The sequence below is a fragment of the Mesorhizobium sp. M0074 genome (genome assembly GCF_040322975.1).
GTDB lineage: Bacteria > Pseudomonadota > Alphaproteobacteria > Rhizobiales > Rhizobiaceae > Mesorhizobium.
Genome location: NZ_JAMYUM010000011.1, coordinates 167,292 through 184,921, shown reverse-complemented (window position 1 = coordinate 184,921; position 17,630 = coordinate 167,292). Strand labels below are relative to the sequence as shown.

The 17,630-nt window shown below is 60.2% G+C and carries 17 protein-coding genes and 1 pseudogene; 9 read left to right on the top strand and 9 right to left on the bottom strand.

All coding sequences use genetic code 11. The features are described from left to right. Window positions 1-8 precede the first annotated feature (8 nt). The 8 genes from NKJ73_RS17185 to NKJ73_RS17150 form a co-directional block, all read right to left on the bottom strand. On the bottom strand, window positions 9-1,022 hold the full coding sequence (locus tag NKJ73_RS17185) for a type II secretion system F family protein (protein WP_023676935.1): 1,014 nt from the start codon (window positions 1,020-1,022) through the stop codon (window positions 9-11). 29 nt (window positions 1,023-1,051) lie between these two features. Next, a complete protein-coding gene (locus NKJ73_RS17180; protein ID WP_352570351.1) occupies window positions 1,052-2,560 on the bottom strand; it encodes a TadA family conjugal transfer-associated ATPase in 1,509 nt (502 codons plus the stop codon). Window positions 2,561-2,589: 29 nt separating this feature from the next. Next, a complete protein-coding gene (locus NKJ73_RS17175) occupies window positions 2,590-3,873 on the bottom strand; it encodes a CpaE/TadZ family protein (RefSeq protein ID WP_352455131.1) in 1,284 nt (427 codons plus the stop codon). A gap of 55 nt (window positions 3,874-3,928) precedes the next feature. Then, entirely contained in the window at window positions 3,929-4,663 is a 735-nt protein-coding gene (locus tag NKJ73_RS17170) for a CpaD family pilus assembly protein (protein WP_023676933.1), read from the bottom strand. A gap of 14 nt (window positions 4,664-4,677) precedes the next feature. Then, the gene (locus NKJ73_RS17165) at window positions 4,678-6,207 is read right to left on the bottom strand and encodes a type II and III secretion system protein family protein (protein ID WP_023676932.1); all 1,530 of its coding nucleotides are present in this window, start codon (window positions 6,205-6,207) and stop codon (window positions 4,678-4,680) included. Further along, the gene (gene cpaB / locus NKJ73_RS17160; RefSeq protein ID WP_023676931.1) at window positions 6,204-7,019 is read right to left on the bottom strand and encodes a Flp pilus assembly protein CpaB; all 816 of its coding nucleotides are present in this window, start codon (window positions 7,017-7,019) and stop codon (window positions 6,204-6,206) included. Before cpaB ends, NKJ73_RS17165 begins: the two co-directional genes overlap by 4 nt. Window positions 7,020-7,208: 189 nt before the next feature. Then, window positions 7,209-7,727 (bottom strand): A24 family peptidase, encoded by a 519-nt coding sequence (locus NKJ73_RS17155; protein WP_023676930.1) that lies wholly within the window; start codon window positions 7,725-7,727, stop codon window positions 7,209-7,211. A 148-nt stretch (window positions 7,728-7,875) separates the two neighbouring features. After that, the gene (locus NKJ73_RS17150) at window positions 7,876-8,046 is read right to left on the bottom strand and encodes a Flp family type IVb pilin (RefSeq protein ID WP_023676929.1); all 171 of its coding nucleotides are present in this window, start codon (window positions 8,044-8,046) and stop codon (window positions 7,876-7,878) included. A gap of 343 nt (window positions 8,047-8,389) precedes the next feature. Here NKJ73_RS17150 and NKJ73_RS17145 point away from each other — a divergent pair, with 343 nt between their 5' ends. The 3 genes from NKJ73_RS17145 to NKJ73_RS17135 all read left to right on the top strand — a co-directional run bounded on the left by NKJ73_RS17145 (window position 8,390) and on the right by NKJ73_RS17135 (window position 10,176). Beyond that, window positions 8,390-8,812, top strand: coding sequence for a pilus assembly protein N-terminal domain-containing protein (locus tag NKJ73_RS17145; protein WP_352455128.1), 423 nt, complete (start codon window positions 8,390-8,392; stop codon window positions 8,810-8,812). A 152-nt stretch (window positions 8,813-8,964) separates the two neighbouring features. Then, window positions 8,965-9,525, top strand: a complete 561-nt coding sequence (locus NKJ73_RS17140; RefSeq protein WP_352455127.1) for a TadE/TadG family type IV pilus assembly protein — start codon at window positions 8,965-8,967, stop codon at window positions 9,523-9,525. Between the two features lie 30 nt (window positions 9,526-9,555). Beyond that, entirely contained in the window at window positions 9,556-10,176 is a 621-nt protein-coding gene (locus tag NKJ73_RS17135; RefSeq protein ID WP_023676926.1) for a TadE/TadG family type IV pilus assembly protein, read from the top strand. A 102-nt stretch (window positions 10,177-10,278) separates the two neighbouring features. Here the strand turns inward: NKJ73_RS17135 and NKJ73_RS34260 are convergent. Further along, a pseudogene (locus NKJ73_RS34260) lies at window positions 10,279-10,407 on the bottom strand (phosphate/phosphite/phosphonate ABC transporter substrate-binding protein); the annotation flags it as partial. Between the two features lie 159 nt (window positions 10,408-10,566). On the opposite strand from NKJ73_RS34260, the gene NKJ73_RS17130 reads away from it, so the two are divergent. From NKJ73_RS17130 to dnaN, 6 genes are all read left to right on the top strand, one after another. Then, on the top strand, window positions 10,567-11,808 hold the full coding sequence (locus NKJ73_RS17130) for a phosphopentomutase (protein ID WP_352570350.1): 1,242 nt from the start codon (window positions 10,567-10,569) through the stop codon (window positions 11,806-11,808). Continuing rightward, window positions 11,801-12,691, top strand: coding sequence for a bifunctional DNA-formamidopyrimidine glycosylase/DNA-(apurinic or apyrimidinic site) lyase (mutM, locus tag NKJ73_RS17125; RefSeq protein WP_352448614.1), 891 nt, complete (start codon window positions 11,801-11,803; stop codon window positions 12,689-12,691). The genes NKJ73_RS17130 and mutM overlap by 8 nt, the downstream gene beginning before the upstream one ends. Window positions 12,692-12,715: 24 nt before the next feature. Beyond that, window positions 12,716-13,489, top strand: a complete 774-nt coding sequence (locus tag NKJ73_RS17120) for an enoyl-CoA hydratase (protein WP_352448613.1) — start codon at window positions 12,716-12,718, stop codon at window positions 13,487-13,489. Window positions 13,490-13,649: 160 nt separating this feature from the next. Continuing rightward, on the top strand, window positions 13,650-13,916 hold the full coding sequence (gene rpsT, locus NKJ73_RS17115; protein WP_023676922.1) for a 30S ribosomal protein S20: 267 nt from the start codon (window positions 13,650-13,652) through the stop codon (window positions 13,914-13,916). 916 nt (window positions 13,917-14,832) lie between these two features. Next, the gene (gene dnaA / locus NKJ73_RS17110; protein ID WP_352570349.1) at window positions 14,833-16,305 is read left to right on the top strand and encodes a chromosomal replication initiator protein DnaA; all 1,473 of its coding nucleotides are present in this window, start codon (window positions 14,833-14,835) and stop codon (window positions 16,303-16,305) included. A gap of 199 nt (window positions 16,306-16,504) precedes the next feature. Continuing rightward, window positions 16,505-17,623 carry a DNA polymerase III subunit beta gene (gene dnaN / locus NKJ73_RS17105; RefSeq protein WP_023676920.1) on the top strand — a complete coding sequence of 373 codons (1,119 nt, stop codon included), beginning with the start codon at window positions 16,505-16,507 and terminating at the stop codon, window positions 17,621-17,623. Window positions 17,624-17,630: the final 7 nt, after the last annotated feature.

The window sequence follows — 17,630 nt, the reverse complement described above, 5'->3', positions numbered from 1 at the left end:
CGCGAGTCCTAGACTTCGAAATTCATCATCTTGCGCATTACCAGGACGCCCATCGACATCCAGATGCCGGAACAACCGAGGATCAGATGGCCGGTGCTGGTGATGAAGAGGGGCATGATGTAGTTCGGGCTCGTCAAATAGACGAGAAAGGCGACGACGAAAGGCAACGCGCCGATGATCACGGCGGATGCCTTGGCTTCCATGGACAATGCCTGGACCTTGGCTTTCATTTTCTTGCGGTCGCGAAGCACGCGCGAAAGATTGCCCAGCGCTTCGGAAAGATTGCCGCCGGCCTGAGACTGGATCTGGATGACGATGCCGAAGAAGCTCGCCTCGGTGCACGGCATCGTTTCTGGCATGCGCATGGCCGCGTCGGGGATCGACAAACCCATTTGCTGCGAATCGACGATGCGGCGGAACTCGGTCTTGACCGGCTCGGGGGATTCGTTGGCGATCAGGCGCACGGCATCGTTCAGCGGCAGGCCGGATTTTACCGCACGCACAATGATATCGAGCGCGTTCGGAAATTCGTTTAGGAACGCCTTGACGCGGTGCGCGCGGCGAAACGAGACGAACCAGCGGGGCAGACCCAAGACGCCGACCAGCAGCGCAGCCGGCAAGACCAGCAACGGTGCGCCGATGAAATAGACAAGAGCCGTCAAGACGACGCCGCAGACCGCCGAGTAGACATAGAAGCGCTCAAGCGAGATCTTCATGCCGGCCTGACGGATTTGGATCTTCAGCGGTGGTTTCTTGACCAGGCTCTGATTGGACTTTTGCTTTTGATCGAGATCCTTCAGCGAATCCTGGACGGACTTGCGACGCTTGGCCGCTTCCGCCACGCGATCGCGCGACGCCTTGACGACGGAACGATCCGTCTCGGCGGTCTTGATCGATTCAAGCCGCTTGCCGACCTGCTTCTCGGTGCTGATCCGGTTAAACAGGAAAGCATAGGCCACAGCGCCGGCGCTGAAGCCGGCGAGCACGACGAATGCCAATACGGTGCCGTCAATTCCGAACATCGACCCTGGCCCCCACGCTTCCAGACGGATCAATCAGCGCGTTTCTCCATCGCCTCGAGCGCAACCGCGAGGCGCTGCTCCTCACCGTAGTAGCGGGCGCGCTCCCAGAAATGCGGACGGCCGATGCCAGTCGACACGTGCTCGCCCAGCAGCCTGCCGTTCGCGTCCTCGCCCTTGATGTTATAGAGAACGATGTCCTGGGTGATGATGACGTCGCCTTCCATGCCGATCACCTCGGTGATGTGGGTGATACGCCGCGATCCGTCGCGCAGGCGTGCAGCCTGTATGATCACGTCGACGGAGCCGACGACGATTTCGCGCACGGTTTTTTGCGGCAGCGTATAGCCGCCCATGGCGATCATCGACTCTATACGGTTGAGGCATTCGCGCGGGCTGTTCGAGTGGATCGTTCCCATCGAGCCGTCATGGCCGGTGTTCATCGCCTGCAGCAGGTCGAACACTTCGGGTCCGCGCACTTCGCCGACGATAATACGTTCGGGGCGCATGCGCAGACAGTTCTTGACCAGGTCGCGCATGGTCACTTCGCCCTCGCCTTCGAGGTTGGGCGGACGGGTTTCGAGACGCACCACATGCGGCTGCTGCAATTGCAGCTCAGCTGAGTCCTCGCAGGTGATGACGCGTTCTTCGCGGTCGATATAGTTGGTCAGGCAATTGAGCAGCGTCGTCTTGCCTGAGCCGGTACCGCCCGAGATGACAATGTTGCAGCGGACACGCCCGATGATCTTGAGAATCTCGGCCCCTTGCGGAGAAATCGAGCCGAACTTGACCAGCTGGTCGAGCGTCAGCTTGTCCTTCTTGAACTTGCGGATGGTAAGTGCGGTGCCGTCGATAGCCAGGGGCGGTGCGATGACGTTGACACGGGAGCCATCAGGAAGACGCGCATCGCAGATCGGGCTTGATTCATCGACGCGGCGGCCAACCTGGCTGACGATACGCTGGCAGATGTTGAGGATCTGCTGGTTGTCGCGGAAACGGATGCCGGTCTGCTCGACCTTGCCGTTGACTTCGATGTAGACGTTCTTGGAGCCATTGACCATGATGTCGGCAATATCGTCGCGGGCAAGCAGTGGCTCCAGCGGCCCGTAGCCCAAAACGTCATTGCAGATATCCTCGAGAAGCTCTTCCTGCTCGGCGATGGACATCGCGAAATTCTTGATCGCGATGATGTCGTTGACAATGTCGCGGATTTCCTCGCGCGCGCTTTCGGGATCGAGTTTGGCGAGCTGCGACAGATCTATCGTATCGATGAGTGCGGCGAAGACCTGGCTTTTGGTGTCGTAGTAGGTTTCGCTCTTTTGGCGCTGGATACTTTTCGGCTCCGGGGCCAATGGCGGCGGCTCGACCGCACGGCGAACCGCCGGCGCGGCAGGCGCGCCGGATGGCGGCAGCGCCGCCGACCTGGCAGTTACAGCCGCTTCCACAGGGTTTGCGGCCGCCGGCGCAGCAGGTGCGGGTGCTGGCTGACGGAATTCCGGAATGGTCCGGTTGCCGTCGTCGCTGCCTCTTTTACCAAACATGATCGCTTACCAATTCCACCGCTGAGGCATCACTTCTTGTTGCGCGAAAGCTTGCCGATCAGATTGCCGAGGCCAGCCTTTTTCTTCACCTTGATTTCGCTGCGCCCTGTCAGCACATGGGCGATCTCGTTGATCGTGGCGACAACCGGATTCTTGGCATCCATCTCACCGAGCATACGTCCGTTGTTGGCAGCATTTCCGAACAAAAGCGGCTCGAACGGGATGACCGACATCGGCGAAAGGCCGAGCGATTCGGAGAAGTCGGACGGCGTAATCTCAGGACGTTTCGGCACACCGGCCTGGTTGATCACAAGCTTTGGCGCGGGATCGTTCGGACGAAGCCGCTTCAGCATGTCGACCAGGTTCTTCGTGTTGCGCAGATTGGCCAGTTCGGGCGTCGCCGTGATGACGATCTCGTCGGCCTTGACCAGCGTGTTCTTGGTCCAGCCGGCCCACACGTGGGGAACATCGAGCACGAGGAGCGGCGCGCTACGCTGGGCTATGTCGATAAGCTGGGTGAAGGCGTCGGGATCGAAATCGTAGACCCGCTCCAGGGTCGAAGGGGCCGCAAGCAGCGACAGGTGCTCGGCGCATTGGGCGAGCAGCCGGTCGAGATAGACCTCGTCGACGCGTTCCGGCGAGAAGACTGCCTCGGCAATGCCTTGCGCCGGATCCTGGTCGAAATTGATATTGGCCGTTCCGAAGGCGAGGTCGAGATCGGCGACAACCACTTCGGATTTGAAAAGGGACGACATGGCCCAGGCCACATTATGGGCTATGGTCGAGGAGCCGACGCCGCCTTTGGCGCCGATGAAGGCAATCGAGCGGCCGATCGGCTCCGCTTCCGGATCAACGAAGATCGAAGACACCACGCTGACGATGTCGGCCATCGATACGGGCGCGATGACATACTCGGAAATGCCCGAACGAATGAGTTCGCGGTACAGGCCGACATCGTTGTAGTGGCCGACAACCACCACCTTGGAGGTCGGGTCACAATGCTCGGAGAGCTGGGCGAGTTGTTCAAGCAATAGCTTCGGCTCGCTGCGCGATTCAAGCAGGATCAGGTTCGGTGTCGGCGCCGACTGATAGAATTCGATAGCGGTAGGGATGCCCCCCATATGCACCTTCAGATGGGCCTTGGCCATGCGGCGATCCTCGCCGGCGCGCTCGACCGGATTGGCTACGCCTTCGGTCTCGCAAAATGCCTGGATCGAAATGCGCGGGATCGGCCGCAACGCCTGCATCGCGGCAATATCCTGCTCCGAGGTTTCGCCGCCCGGTACCTCTGTGTCATAGGCAAGATTGCTCATTGTCATCACTTTCCGTGACTTGCGCGGCTTAGGGTTTGTTGAGCCTCAACACTCGTTAATATTCGACTTCCGAATTGCCGAGGAATTCGTCCGAAATACCTCTGTCACGATAGACGTCGATCACCGCGCCGCGATTTTCCGCGTCGATCGGGGTCGGCTTGCGTGGCCCGATCAAATCGGACGGATTGGCCATCTGGGCAGCCAGGTTGTTCTGATACGAACAGCCGAAATCGGCATAGTGCTTGTTTTCCGAAGTCTGCAGCAGGTCTTCGGGCCAGCGCCCGCATTTATCCGTCTGAGCCTTCACCGAGACGTAGGCAACACGGATCGGTGCGGACGCTTCGGCCGAAACAGACTGATAGGACCGCATGGCGATCCGCTTCCGGCTGATGCCGCTGGCTATGGCCAGCCTGGCGAAATCGCGGCCGGCCACGGCCGCTGCGATTTCGTTGGCTGAGCCGCTCGGAATCTCGATCGTCAGCACCGGAGCCGCGCTCCTGTCGTATCCGTCCAGGAAGCCCAGGAGCGTGTCACGCTGGGATCTGGTCATGCCACGGTCGCCGGCGCCGACCGGAAGGTCGATCTTCTGTATCTTCTCGGCTATGACGATCGGATGGGTGGTGCGATAATCGTCCGGTATGGCACCCACCGTGACGCTGTCGCGATTGGCGCAGCCGGCCAGCAATGCCGCCACCGCGATCGCCATAATGGGAACGGCCGGCCGCCAGATTCGCGAATGGACCGACCGCGTCGCGGTGATCGCCCGTGCCTTCGATGCTGCCTTAGACATGACCGCTTCCCCGCTTACTTGTAGATAAAGCCGACAACGCCGTGGTAACGGCCGTTGGGCTTGTCGGTCTGCATGGTGCCGTAGACACGGTTGACGCGGCCAAGGAAGATGCCGGCGCCATCGCTGGCGGCGTTGAAATTGTCATCCGGCTTGGCAAGATCGTTGCGCGCCACCGGCTTCACCAGATAGGGCGTAATGATGATGACGAGCTCGGTCTCGTTGCGAACGAAATCCCTGCTGCGGAACAGCGCGCCAAGCACTGGAATCTTTGTCAGACCAGGTAAGCCGTTGACGGCTTGCCTGAGATCATCGCGGACAAGGCCGGCAATCATCATCGAGCCGCCCGAAGGCAGTTCCACTGTTGTGTCGGCCAAGCGCTTGCGGAGCGACAGGGCATTCATGCCCGGGCTTGTTACGCCTTCGGACAAAGACACAGACCCCTCCGTTGTCGGCTCGGAAACCGAGGTTCTGACTTTCAGGCTGATACGGCCGGGAGACAGCACCACCGGCTGGAATTCCAGGCCAATGCCGTATTCGATCTTCTCGACCGAATACGTCTTCAGACCGGTCTGGTTATCGTTTGATACGGCTTGGGAAACGCTGGTCACCATGTTGTATTCGCCGCCAACCTTGAAGGTCGCCTTCTCGCCGGATACGGCCGTCAATGTTGGTTCGGCGAGGGTTTTCATGACACCGGACTGTTCCATGGCATTGATGTAGGCCTGCAGCGTCGAGCTCCCGATAGAGAGGCCCGAGTTCGACAGCGACTTGCCCAAACCAGTGAAATTGTCGCTTACCGCGCCCCAGCTGATGCCGTTGCTGCTGCCGTTGCCCACCATGTTGACGCCGAGCTGCTTCATCACCGAGCGGCTGACTTCCGCGACCGTTACCTTCAGCGTCACCTGGTCGTCGCCGATGATCTGCAGCAGGTTGACGATCTTGCTGACGCGGCGCTCGGCATCTGGGTTATCGATCGCGACGCCGGCTTCAGCCGAACCGCCGGCAGCGGTCTGCGAATATTGACCCGTGGTCGCCTCGCCGCCGGACACGAAAATGGTTGCCAGATCGGCCGCGCGCTTGGCGTCCAGAGGAGTGTCCACGGTTCCGGTCAGAACGACGTTGTCGTTCAGCAACTCGACCTTGACCTCCGATGACGGGATGAAGCGCTTGATATAATCCTCCAGCCCGGCGACGTCACGTTCGACCGCTAGGTCAAGGCTGACGATCTGCTCGCCATTCGGGCCAAAGACGAAGATATTGGTCTCGCCGACCGCCTTTCCAAACAGATAGATGCGCCTGGCGGTGCGGGTCACCGCGTCGGCTACAGCGGGGTTGGCGACGAGAATGTCGTAGGCATCGCTCGGGAGGTCGATGACCACCGACTTGTTCAGTCCGAGCTTGACCCGCTGGGTGGCGGTCGAAGCCGTCACCCTGGCGTTGTCGCCTGCTGCGCTGGCACAGAGAACGCCATATGCATTCGTTCCAAGGAAAAGCAGGCCGATCGCCGCAGCCAGCGTGACCGGCAATTTGGTTTTTAGCCTCATTTCCTCGCCCCCACTTCGGAAACTTCGCCCGACTTGATCAACCGCACGGTTCCGCGCCGGCCATTGCCGGAAACCAGGTAATCGGCTTCGCCCACATTCTTGTCCTGACTGTCCTTGATCGAGCGCAGCGCCAATGTCAGGCGATCCGCCATCTGCTGTGCGACGGTGATGATCTCGGACTGCTGCGGCGTCAGTTCCAGGGTGGCGGTCTGGCCAACCCTGGTCTTCTTACCTTCCTCGTCCTCCTGAATGGTCTGGTCGATCGCCAGGACGCGAATGTTCTTCAGGATAGTTTCGGTCGTGAAGCCCGGACCACCGCCATTGGCGGGATCGGCTCTGCGGGTCATGATGACGTCGACGAAATCGTTGGGAAGAATAAAGCCACCGGCCGAGGTGTCGGCCGAGATGCTTGTGGCAACGGCCCGCATGCCGGAGGGCAGGATCGACGACATGAAGCTTTGCCCTTCACCGATCAGCTTCGAGCGCCGCAGCGGCTCGCCGGCGTAGAGCGCCACGCGAGCGACGGCGCCCTTCAGCTTGTCCAGCGCTTCAGGCTCGGCGGCGCGGGTGATGAAATTTGCGTTGATGCCGGCGGACGGCCATGACTCCCAGGAAATGTTGTTTTCAAGCGGACTGCCCATCGGAACGTCGCCGGAAAGAACAAGCACATCCTGCAGCGCGATCGCCGGCGCCTGAGGACCGGAATCGACAACCGGAGGCGGCGGAGCCACGACCATGTTCTTCGCGACATAGCCTGCACCACCGGCCGCGGCTATCGCCACGCTCAGAATAATCAATCGGGATGCTGGCATCTGTCCGAACCTCGCCTTGGCAAACCACGTAGCCAAGCGGGACTTTGCAGCGGCAATCGTCAAAACAAGGTTAATGTTATACTTACGATCGTGATTAATTTAACGTTTACATAAATTGGACCGACAAGCCCGGCCCGAAGGAAAACGTGGCCAACTCGCCTGCTCGGCGCCAACCGCGTAAAGCGAAATTCAGCCCGCCAGCCTGGTAAGTGCCCAGGCCATCAATGGCGAGTCGGAATAGGTGAGCAGACCGCCAATGCCAAGCGCGATGCCGTACGGAACGCCGGTCGCCTCATCGGCGAAATGGCGCAGGAACGGATTGTGGCTTGTGACGGCGGCAAGCGGCGATTTTCGATAGGCGAGGATGGCTAGCGTCAGCAGTCCGCCGATGAATGTCGAGGCGACGAGGTATTCGATGAGATGGATGTTCAGTCCCATCCACATGGCAGTGGCAGCCAGAAGCTTGGCGTCGCCGCCGCCCATGCCGCCCAGCGCGAACAGGCCGAACGTCACCGCGAGAACCAGGCCGGCGGCGGCGAAATGCCAGCCATAGGTGGCCCAGTCCATGCCGGTCAAAGGCGCAACCAAGGCGAAGACAACCACAAGCAACACCGGCACGCGATTGGCGATCGTCATCGAAAGCATGTCGGAGATCGCGGCAAAAAGCATGCAGAACGGAAACACGACGAAGATCACGGCTTCAAGCATCGGCGCGCCTATGACCCAATTGCATCTGGCCCCAGCCTAATCCTATTCGATTAACGACTGATGAGGCCTAAATTTCAAATCATACCAGGACTAAATAAGGGCCGCCAGTGCGGCGGCCCTTATTTCAGAACAACCGAACCCGTTACGGTCAGCTACCGTTCACCTTAGTGGAGATGGCGGTGAACTTGGCGTTCAGCGAGTTGCCGAGCTGGCCGGCGCCGACCATGATGGCGAGTGCGATAAGAGCGGCGATCAGACCGTATTCGATAGCGGTCGCGCCGGATTCGTCCTTCACAAAACGTGCGATGAGGTTAGACATTCGAGCTCCTACTCCAATTGTTACAGCACTTCCGTCAACTTCTCTTGGTGGCTGATCGGATACTGCGAATCTAAGGAGAAGCTGTTTCAATCGGCTTAATAAACAGGCTTACCGATTCCTTTCCCGCTTCGACGAGATTGCGTGGTTAACCCAGAACTAAAATACCCGCCGCTAGGCGCCCGGGCTGACAAAAGGCGCAAAAGGCGCAATTCGGCAAAGACGTTCCAGCCGTGCCGGCTAGGCCCAATGCCGGTTCCGGCTTGATCCTGAACTCCAGCCGCTTAACGATTGGTTCACCAATCTCGTTCATGTTCCGTTGAACAGTTTGCCAGGGGGCGCCTCAATGGCCGGGCCGAGATCATCATTTCCAGTTGCCGTGCTTTTTGCCGCAGCGGCTTTCGCCTTTCCAGCCAAGGCCGGCGCCGGCATCGAGGTGACGATGAACCAGGCAAAGATCATCAAATTGTCGCGCGCCGCCGATACGATTGTCGTCGGCAATCCGGCGATCGCCGACGCCTCCGTGCAGGACGCATCGACCATCGTACTGACCGGCAAGGGATTTGGCGTCACCAATCTCGTCGTCCTCGACCAGGAGGGTAACCCGATCGTCGATGAGCAAATAACCGTCGTGCGCCAGGCAGCGTCGTCGGTGCGCATCTATCGGCGTTCCGAAGTACAGACCATGTCCTGCGCGCCATATTGCGAAAGCTCGTATAAGAGCGATGCCGAGAAGGCCTCTGAAGCCGAAATGAGCGCCGGGCATTAGCTAGCCGACGTGTCCGCCTTTGGCGGGAACGTGCTTCGGTTATCGCCGGGTTAAGGCCTTCCCGTTGAATTTAACGGTCATTCCAACCGGACTTCAATCGGTTCCGACTAAGGGTGGGACCGATACAGAAGCGGCATCGGCGGGCAGAGGACATGAACAAGGCAGGACGAGCAGGTTCTCCAAGACGGTTTTTGGGCGACCGCCGCGGAAGCACGGCGATCGAATTCGCCATGCTTGCAATTCCTTTCGCGCTTCTTGTCTTCGCCATCCTGGAGAGCTGCATTTCTTTTGCCGCACAGGAAGTGATGGCAAACGCCACCGACGACATCGCGCGCCAGCTGCGTACCGGCCAACTAAGACCGGCCGATGTGTCCGGGACCAAGCTGCGGGATATGATCTGCACCAAATTGGAGATCATGGTCGCCAAGACCTGTCCCGGATTGCTGGTGGACTTGCGGGAATATCCGACCTTCGCCGATGCGGCGCTGGCCGGTTTCAAGATTCAGGATGGCGATGTCGTGCTGACCAAGGGCACGAGCACACAGACCTTCACCGTCGCACCTGGCCTGGCGGAGTCGAGAAACATGCTGCGTGTTTTTTACAAATGGCCGGTGATGACCGACTTCATGGCCAAATCGATGGCCAACCTGAAGGACGGCAAAACGCTGCATTTTGCTTCGATCACTTGGCAGAACGAGCCGTTCGACAACTGAACCACGTAGTCGCTTGAAAAGGGCAAAGCCATGATTCGTGCGGGGGCACAGCTGGGCATCGCAGGGATTTGTACAAGAGCAGTCCGGCTTTGCTCGGACCGCCGCGGTATTGCGGCTGTCGAGTTTGCCCTCATCGTGCCTGTCCTGTTGATCATGTACTTTATGACAATGGAGGCCTCGCAAGCCATCGAGACCAGCAAGAAGGTCAGCCGCATCGGCAGCATGGTAGCGGACCTCGTCACGCAGCAGCAGACCGTCAAGGCGGCCGATGTCGATGCCATCATGGCGATCGGCAGTTCCACGCTCCAGCCCTACAACCGCTCGAAACCGAAGATCATTATCACGGCGATACAGGTGACGAACGAGACGACGCCGAAAGTCCTGGTCGTGTGGTCGCGCAAACTGGTCGATGGCGTCTCTAGCGTCGACGCTGTCAAGGATTCCACCACAACGGTCCCGAGCGCGCTCAAGATCAAAGGCACGTTCCTCATTCGGGTCGAAAGCGATCTCGCCTACAAGCCAATCATCACCTGGTCGGCGGACGGCCAAAGCCGGTTCGGGTTGAGCTCGGTCTTCAATTCGATATCGATGGCGGAAACTTATTATCTGCGGCCGCGCAGGAGCCCGACCATTCCGTGCAGCGATTGCTGACGCCTGAAGCCCGCTAACCGGTCTGTTGCTATTGCTTGCGACCGCGGGCCGAGACTAGACGCACGATGGCTGCAGCCAGCACATAGTCCCTCGGACCGGCAACGGTTCGGCGACGATACCGATACGGAACGTTCCGATAACATCGCGCCAATCGGCTCGCGCCAGGTTTGTGCAAGACGCATCCAGCAGCAAAGCCAGTACGGCGGCGAATGCCGTCAGGGCAAGCCTCATGCGAGCTCCGCGCCGCGCATTTCCATCCGCAGATCGACCATGCCGCGATTCGTCTCTCCGGGACCAGCACGCCAAGCCGTGCCGTTGGGTTTCCGAATTGCCAATGGCGGCGCGGAACCCTATGTCTGAGCCAACACACAGGCAATGATGAACCTTTCGATGGCACGCGCCTTCCTTTTTGTCCTCGACTCCTTCGGCATCGGCGGCGCGGCCGATGCCGAACGTTATGGCGACACCGGCTCTAATACGTTCGCACACATCGCGCGGGCCTGCGCAGAAGGCCGCGCCGATCGCGAAAGCCTGCGTGCCGGACCCCTTCTTGTACCAAACATGCTCGCGCTCGGCCTCGGCCAGGCCGCGGCAACGGCGACGGGTTTCAGGTTCGAGAATGCCGGCAGTGCGCCGCTTGCCGCCGCCTTTCACGGCGCGGCCCAAGAGGTTTCGAGCGGCAAGGACACGCCATCGGGCCATTGGGAAATAGCCGGCCTGCCGGTCCGTTTCGACTGGGGTTACTTCCCAGACAAGATTCCCGCCTTTCCGGCCGAGTTGACCGACGCAATGGTGCGTGAAGGGAAGGTGCCTGGCATCCTCGGCAATTGCCATGCTCCGGGCACCGAGATTATCGAACGGTTCGGCGAAGGCCATATCCGCACCGGCAAGCCGATCTGCTACACCTCGATCGACTCCGTCCTGCAGATCGCCGCGCATGAGGTTCATTTCGGCCTGGAACGGCTTTACGAGTTCTGCAAAGTGGTGCGCAGGCTCGTCGATCCGCTGAATATCGGCCGCGTCATCGCGAGGCCGTTTATCGGTGAAACCGCCGCCACGTTCGAGCGAACGCATAATCGTCGCGACTATGCCGTACCGCCGCCGGAACCGACGCTGCTCGATCGGCTGACGGCGCGCGGCAGCCGGGTTATCGCGATCGGCAAGATCGGCGACATTTTCGCCCATCGGGGGATCTCGGAAGTCCGCAAGGCTGCCGGCAACATGGCGATGTTCGACAAAACGCTTGGTGCCATGGAAGACGCCCGCGACGGCGACCTCGTCTTCGCGAACTTTGTCGACTTCGACACCGAGTTCGGGCATCGGCGCGACGTTGCGGGATATGCCGCCGCACTCGAAGCTTTCGACCGGCGCCTGCCCGAGGCATTCGCACGGCTGAGGCCAGGCGATCTGCTCATTTTGACCGCCGATCACGGCAACGATCCGACTTGGCGCGGCACCGACCACACGCGCGAGCGTATTCCGATTATCGGGACACGGCCGGGTTTCAAAGGCGCAGAGATCGGACTGAGGACAACATTTGCCGACATCGGCGAAACCGTGGCCGAACATCTCGGGCTGGCGCGCGGCCGTCACGGCACCTCCTTCCATGCCACGATAGGTGGCCATGCCTGAGCTGCCGGAGGTAGAGACAGTCAGGCGCGGTCTGCAGCCGGCCCTTGAAGGTGCCCGCATTGTCGGTGTCGAGGCACGCCGGCCGGATTTGCGGTTTCCGTTCCCCGAGAGATTTTCGGAGCGGCTGACCGGCAAGACGATTGCGGCGCTCGGCCGCCGTGCCAAATATCTGACAATGCACATGGACAACGGCCCGGTTCTGATCTGCCATCTCGGCATGTCGGGTTCGTTTCGCATCGAAACGGCCGACGAGAGCGCAACGCCCGGCGCGTTCCACCACGAACGTTCGAAAAACACTGCTCACGATCACGTCGTCTTCGACATCGCATCCCCTGCCGGCGTCCGCTCTCGCGTGATCTTCAACGACCCGCGCCGCTTCGGGTTCATGCTGTTTTCGGAAGGCGAGCCCGACATGCATCCGATGCTGGCGGGATTAGGCGTCGAGCCTACAGGCAACGCACTGGACGGCGCGCTGCTCGCTTCGTTGCTGAAAGGTCGCAAGTCACCGCTGAAAGCGGCACTTCTGGACCAGAGGCTGATTGCCGGGCTAGGCAATATCTACGTCTCGGAAGCGCTTTGGCGGGCCGGCCTGTCGCCGCTGCGCGAAGCGGGCACCCTCGCGAGAGCCGGCAAGAAAGCCAAAGAGCAGAGCGAACGCCTGGCCGAAGCAATCCGCTCGGTCGTCGCCGATGCGATCGCCGCCGGCGGCTCGTCGTTGCGCGATTATATGCAGACCGATGGATCGCTGGGCTACTTCCAGCATTCCTTCGCGGTTTACGATCGCGAGGGGGAAGCCTGCTCCAAGCCTGGTTGTGGCGGCCACATCGAGCGTATCGTGCAAAGCGGTCGTTCGACTTTCCACTGCCGGGCCTGTCAGGCTTGAACCAGAAGCGAGGAGGAGCAAAGCATGGGCTATGAAACCATCATCGTCGAAACCCGCGGCAAGGTCGGGCTGATTACGCTGAACCGGCCGCAGGCGCTCAACGCGCTGAATTCACAAGTGCTGGCGGAACTGGTCGCGTCGGTGAATAGCATGGGCGCCAATGCCGACATCGGCGCCATGGTCATCACTGGTTCGGAAAAGGCTTTCGCGGCAGGTGCCGATATCAAGGAAATGCAGTCCATCTCCTATGTGGATGCCTATCTGCAGGATTTCTTCGTCGGCTGGGAAGAATTTACGCGGGCACGAAAGCCGATCATCGCGGCGGTGGCGGGCTATGCGCTGGGGGGCGGCTGCGAACTGGCGATGATGTGCGACTTCATCATCGCCGCCGACACCGCCAAGTTTGGCCAACCCGAGATCACGCTGGGCGTCATGCCCGGCATGGGCGGATCGCAGCGCCTGACCCGCTTTGTCGGCAAGTCAAAGGCGATGGATATGTGCCTGACGGGTCGAATGATGGACGCAGCCGAGGCCGAGCGTTCCGGCCTTGTCTCGCGCGTGGTGCCAGCCGGCGAGTTGATCGAGGAAGCGCTTAAGGCAGCGTCCAAGATCGCTGGTTTTTCCTTGCCGTCGGTGATGATGGCAAAGGAGGCCGTCAACCGCGCCTATGAGACGACGCTCACCGAGGGTCTGCGGTTCGAGCGCCGGCTGTTTCATTCGCTGTTTGCGCTGGATGACCAGAAGGAAGGCATGGCGGCCTTCAGCGGCAAGCGGAAGCCGAATTTCACGAACCGATGAGATGACGAAGGCGCCGGTCAAAAAGAAAGCGCTGCAGCGTTGACGCGCCGGAAAAGCTGAACTATAAGCCGCACCAACCGAGGCGGCCCTGTGGCTGCCCGTTTGTTTTTTGCGCCCTGCGGTATCCCGCAAGCGCCCACCAGATCAGAAGAGAGGCACCATGGCCAATACCTCCTCGGCCAAAAAGGCAACGCGCAAGATCGCCCGTCGCGCAGCGATCAACAAGAACCGCCGCTCCCGCGTCCGGACCTACATCCGCCAGGTCGAAGAGGCGCTCGCGGCTGGCGATAAGGCGGCCGCACAGGCTGCCTTCAAGGTGGCCGAGCCGGAATTGATGCGCGCCGCGACCAAGGGCGTGGTGCACAAGAACACGGCATCGCGCAAGGTGTCGCGGTTGGCCCAACGGGTCAAGGTGCTGTCGGCCTAATATACCTTTTCCTGAACTGCGCTTCTTCAAACCCGGCCAATCGCGCCGGGTTTTTTTTCGTTTGCCGGCAAGTACTTAAAAGAAAGCCCGCAAAATGGCGCTCCGGGTGCATTTCAAAGTTCGAAATGCTTTGCCGGCATATACATGCCCGCTGATATTCGCAGCCTTCGAAACCGCCAATACGAAAATTTCCGAGCGTCACAGATTACTGTTTTTTTTCAGAGGCTTACCGATGGTGATCCACAGCTTGTTCACATCGGCTGTGGCCGATAGGCGGCAATTGGCTGTCAAGTGAATTATTTCAGAAAATTTCGCATTGTGTGGCCTTTTTCACATTCGCCGGAAAAGGGTTTGAATCACAATGGCTTTGTCAAAATCAACTGTTGCAGCATGGCGTTCGAAACGTCCCTTTCTAGTCAGATTCCTTAAAAATCCGTTAGGGGTGGCCTTGCCCTATCCACAGCGATTTCGGTAATGTCTGTCCATCGAAGGGACGGGCCCTTGGCCCTTGACCAGCCTGAAACCGGCCAGCTCAAATTGGCAGAGTTTACACCGCGGATTCAACTCCGCGGACGGGGTTGGTTTGTCTTTTCGATACGGTAGGGGACTGGCGTAATTGTACATGGCAGGTCGACGGTGCGCCGGCGGTTTTTCGCCGGACGGCATTTTGTTGCCCTGACATGACCAAAGCGGATCGGCTCTTCGGCGCCGGACCGACAACGAGGCGATTCATCAGCCGGCGGCGGCGATGGTGTCGCAGCGAAGACACGGTCGCCGGAAACATGGATGCAGGAGGCGCATCCCCGGCGGAAAACAGGTACAAGAGACAAGGAACTCGATCATGCAGAGCGGCGGCATCGAAAGGGAGCTTACAGGCGACCTCCCATTTCCTGGAACGTTAATCGGAAGGAACGACATGGCGGCTTCCAATGAAGCTGAACAGAAGTTCGATCGGGTCAAGGCCCAGTTGAAGGCGCGTCTGGGAACCGAGGTCTATTCGAGCTGGTTCGGGCGCATGAAGGTCGCTGAATCCTCTAAGGGCATTGTCCGCATCTCAGTGCCAACCGCATTCCTGCGTTCATGGATCAACGGCCACTATCTCGATCTCATCACCGAGTTGTGGAAGCACGAGGATCCGGAGATCCTCAAGATCGAGATAGTGGTTCGCACCGCCACACGGCAGGGCCGCAACAACGTCGAGCCAGAAGTGGCCCCGGCGCGCAAGATGACCAGGCAGACGCAAACCGCGCTCTCTGCGGGCACGGCGAGCCCCAGCAGGGTCGAACGGGTCCCGGTACCCCGCCCGGGGATGCCGGCAGAAACCGAGTTCCGGCACAATGTTCTCGGTTCGCCACTCGATCCACGCTATACTTTCACCTCCTTCATCGAAGGACCATCGAACCGAGTGGCTTTTGCCGCCGCCAAGGCGGTCGCGGAATCGCAGTCGAGCGCGGTGCGTTTCAATCCGCTCTTTCTTCACGCGACGGTCGGGCTGGGCAAAACGCACCTGTTGCAGGCGATCGCCGCAGAATCGCTGAAGCAGAATCCGAAATCGCGGGTCGTCTATCTGACGGCTGAGTATTTCATGTGGCGGTTCGCCACCGCGATCCGCGACAACAACGCACTGACGCTGAAAGAACAGCTGCGCGACATCGACCTCCTCATCATCGACGACATGCAGTTCCTGCAGGGCAAGTCGATCCAGCACGAATTCTGCCATTTGATCAACATGCTGCTCGACAGCGCCAAGCAAGTGGTGGTCGCTGCCGACCGGCCGCCGTCGGAATTGGAGTCGCTGGAGCCACGCGTCCGCTCGCGCCTCAACGGCGGCGTCGCGCTGGAAATGTCAGCCCCGGATTTCGCCATGCGTATCGGTATGCTCAAGCTCAGGCTTGCCACCGCCAAGCTCGACGATGCGTCGCTCGATATTTCCGAAGAGATCCTCAACCACGTCGCCCGCACGGTGACCGGCAGCGGACGCGAGCTCGAAGGTGCCTTCAACCAGCTTTTGTTTCGTCAATCCTTCGAACCGCAGATCACCATCGACCGCATCGACGAGATCCTTGGCCACATCTATCGTTCGGGCGAACCCAAGCGGGTGCGTATCGAGGACATCCAGCGCATCGTCGCGCGCCACTACAACGTGTCGAAGACCGAACTTCTGTCCAACCGGCGCACACGCACCATCGTCAAGCCACGGCAGGTCGCCATGTATCTGTCGAAGGTGATGACGCCGCGCTCGCTGCCGGAGATCGGGCGGCGGTTCGGCGGTCGTGACCATACGACCGTGCTGCATGCGGTGCGCAAGATCGAGGATCTTTCCGGTGCCGACAACACACTGGCGCAGGAACTCGAATTGCTGAGAAGGCTGATCAACGACCAGGCCTGACGGCCCGAAAAACGCCGGCTCGCGGACTCCGGCCTTTTTATCCCCAGAAAGCCCGTGCAGCCGGTCCGAACCGGTGGCGCGGGCTTGCGTTTGCCGGGTTTTTCCTGTCAGTTTACGCAGATTCTGAGCCTGTTCAGACCTTTCGCGGGGCGCCGCTTGCCGGAGACCCGTTCATTCATTCAAGCGAGCCTGTTTCGTCATGCGTGTTATCCTGGAACGGTCAAATCTCCTGAAGTCGCTCAACCATGTTCACCGCGTGGTCGAGCGGCGCAATACCATTCCGATCCTGTCGAACGTGCTGCTCAGCGCCGAGGGGGCCAGCCTTGAAATGAAGGCGACCGACCTCGACCTGGAGGTGACCGAAGCAACGCCGGCAAAGGTCGAACGTGGCGGGGCGACGACGGTCCCGGCACATCTGCTCTACGACATCGTGCGCAAGCTTGCCGACGGCGCGGAGGTGGCGCTGAAGACCGACGAAGACGGCAACGCCATGACGGTGACGTCGGGGCGCTCGAGCTTCCGCCTGCAATGCCTGCCGCAGTCCGACTTTCCCGAGCTTTCAGCCGGGTCGTTCTCGCATATTTTCCGGCTCGATTCCGTCGGACTAAAGGGCCTCATTGAAAAGACCCAGTTCGCCATCTCGACCGAGGAGACGCGCTATTATCTGAACGGCATTTATCTGCACACGCACGAGGCCGGCGGCAAGCTGAAGCTGCGCTCTGTCGCGACCGACGGCCACCGGCTGGCGCGCGCCGAGATCGATGCGCCGGCAGGCTCTGAGGGCATGCCTGGCGTCATAATCCCGCGAAAGACGGTCAGCGAGCTGCAAAAGCTGGTCGACGATCCCGATGTTGCAGTCACCACCGAGTTGTCCGACACCAAGATCCGTTTCACCATCGGCAGCGTTATCTTGACCTCCAAGCTGATCGACGGCACTTTCCCGGACTACCAGCGCGTCATTCCGACCGGCAACGACAAGAAGCTGATTATCGATCGCCAGAGTTTCGCCGCTGCCGTCGATCGCGTTTCGACCATTTCGTCCGAACGCGGCCGGGCGGTGAAGCTTTCGATCGCCGAAGGGCAGGTCACGCTTGCGGTCAACAACCCGGATTCGGGCAGTGCCACCGAGGAACTGGCGGCCGACTATTCGTCCGATCCGATCGAAATCGGCTTCAACGCCAAATACCTGCTCGACGTTGCCGCGCAACTGACCGGCACGGAGGCGAAGTTCATGCTGGCGGATGCCGGTTCCCCGACGCTGATCCACGACATGGCCGACGAGACCGCGCTCTACGTGCTGATGCCGATGCGGGTGTAGGGCCCGA

Bases quoted from the DNA above. Each gene is read 5' to 3' on its own strand.
- mutM (WP_352448614.1), top strand. From the start codon at position 11,801: ATGCCTGAGCTGCCGGAGGTAGAGACAGTCAGGCGCGGTCTGCAGCCG.
- NKJ73_RS17170 (WP_023676933.1), bottom strand. From the start codon at position 4,663: ATGTCTAAGGCAGCATCGAAGGCACGGGCGATCACCGCGACGCGGTCG.
- NKJ73_RS17180 (WP_352570351.1), bottom strand. From the start codon at position 2,560: ATGTTTGGTAAAAGAGGCAGCGACGACGGCAACCGGACCATTCCGGAA.
- NKJ73_RS17120 (WP_352448613.1), top strand. From the start codon at position 12,716: ATGGGCTATGAAACCATCATCGTCGAAACCCGCGGCAAGGTCGGGCTG.
- NKJ73_RS17155 (WP_023676930.1), bottom strand. From the start codon at position 7,727: ATGCTTGAAGCCGTGATCTTCGTCGTGTTTCCGTTCTGCATGCTTTTT.
- NKJ73_RS17130 (WP_352570350.1), top strand. From the start codon at position 10,567: ATGGCACGCGCCTTCCTTTTTGTCCTCGACTCCTTCGGCATCGGCGGC.
- dnaN (WP_023676920.1), top strand. From the start codon at position 16,505: ATGCGTGTTATCCTGGAACGGTCAAATCTCCTGAAGTCGCTCAACCAT.
- NKJ73_RS17135 (WP_023676926.1), top strand. From the start codon at position 9,556: ATGATTCGTGCGGGGGCACAGCTGGGCATCGCAGGGATTTGTACAAGA.
- NKJ73_RS17140 (WP_352455127.1), top strand. From the start codon at position 8,965: ATGAACAAGGCAGGACGAGCAGGTTCTCCAAGACGGTTTTTGGGCGAC.
- NKJ73_RS17165 (WP_023676932.1), bottom strand. From the start codon at position 6,207: ATGAGGCTAAAAACCAAATTGCCGGTCACGCTGGCTGCGGCGATCGGC.
- rpsT (WP_023676922.1), top strand. From the start codon at position 13,650: ATGGCCAATACCTCCTCGGCCAAAAAGGCAACGCGCAAGATCGCCCGT.
- NKJ73_RS17150 (WP_023676929.1), bottom strand. From the start codon at position 8,046: ATGTCTAACCTCATCGCACGTTTTGTGAAGGACGAATCCGGCGCGACC.
- cpaB (WP_023676931.1), bottom strand. From the start codon at position 7,019: ATGCCAGCATCCCGATTGATTATTCTGAGCGTGGCGATAGCCGCGGCC.
- NKJ73_RS17185 (WP_023676935.1), bottom strand. From the start codon at position 1,022: ATGTTCGGAATTGACGGCACCGTATTGGCATTCGTCGTGCTCGCCGGC.
- dnaA (WP_352570349.1), top strand. From the start codon at position 14,833: ATGGCGGCTTCCAATGAAGCTGAACAGAAGTTCGATCGGGTCAAGGCC.
- NKJ73_RS17175 (WP_352455131.1), bottom strand. From the start codon at position 3,873: ATGAGCAATCTTGCCTATGACACAGAGGTACCGGGCGGCGAAACCTCG.
- NKJ73_RS17145 (WP_352455128.1), top strand. From the start codon at position 8,390: ATGGCCGGGCCGAGATCATCATTTCCAGTTGCCGTGCTTTTTGCCGCA.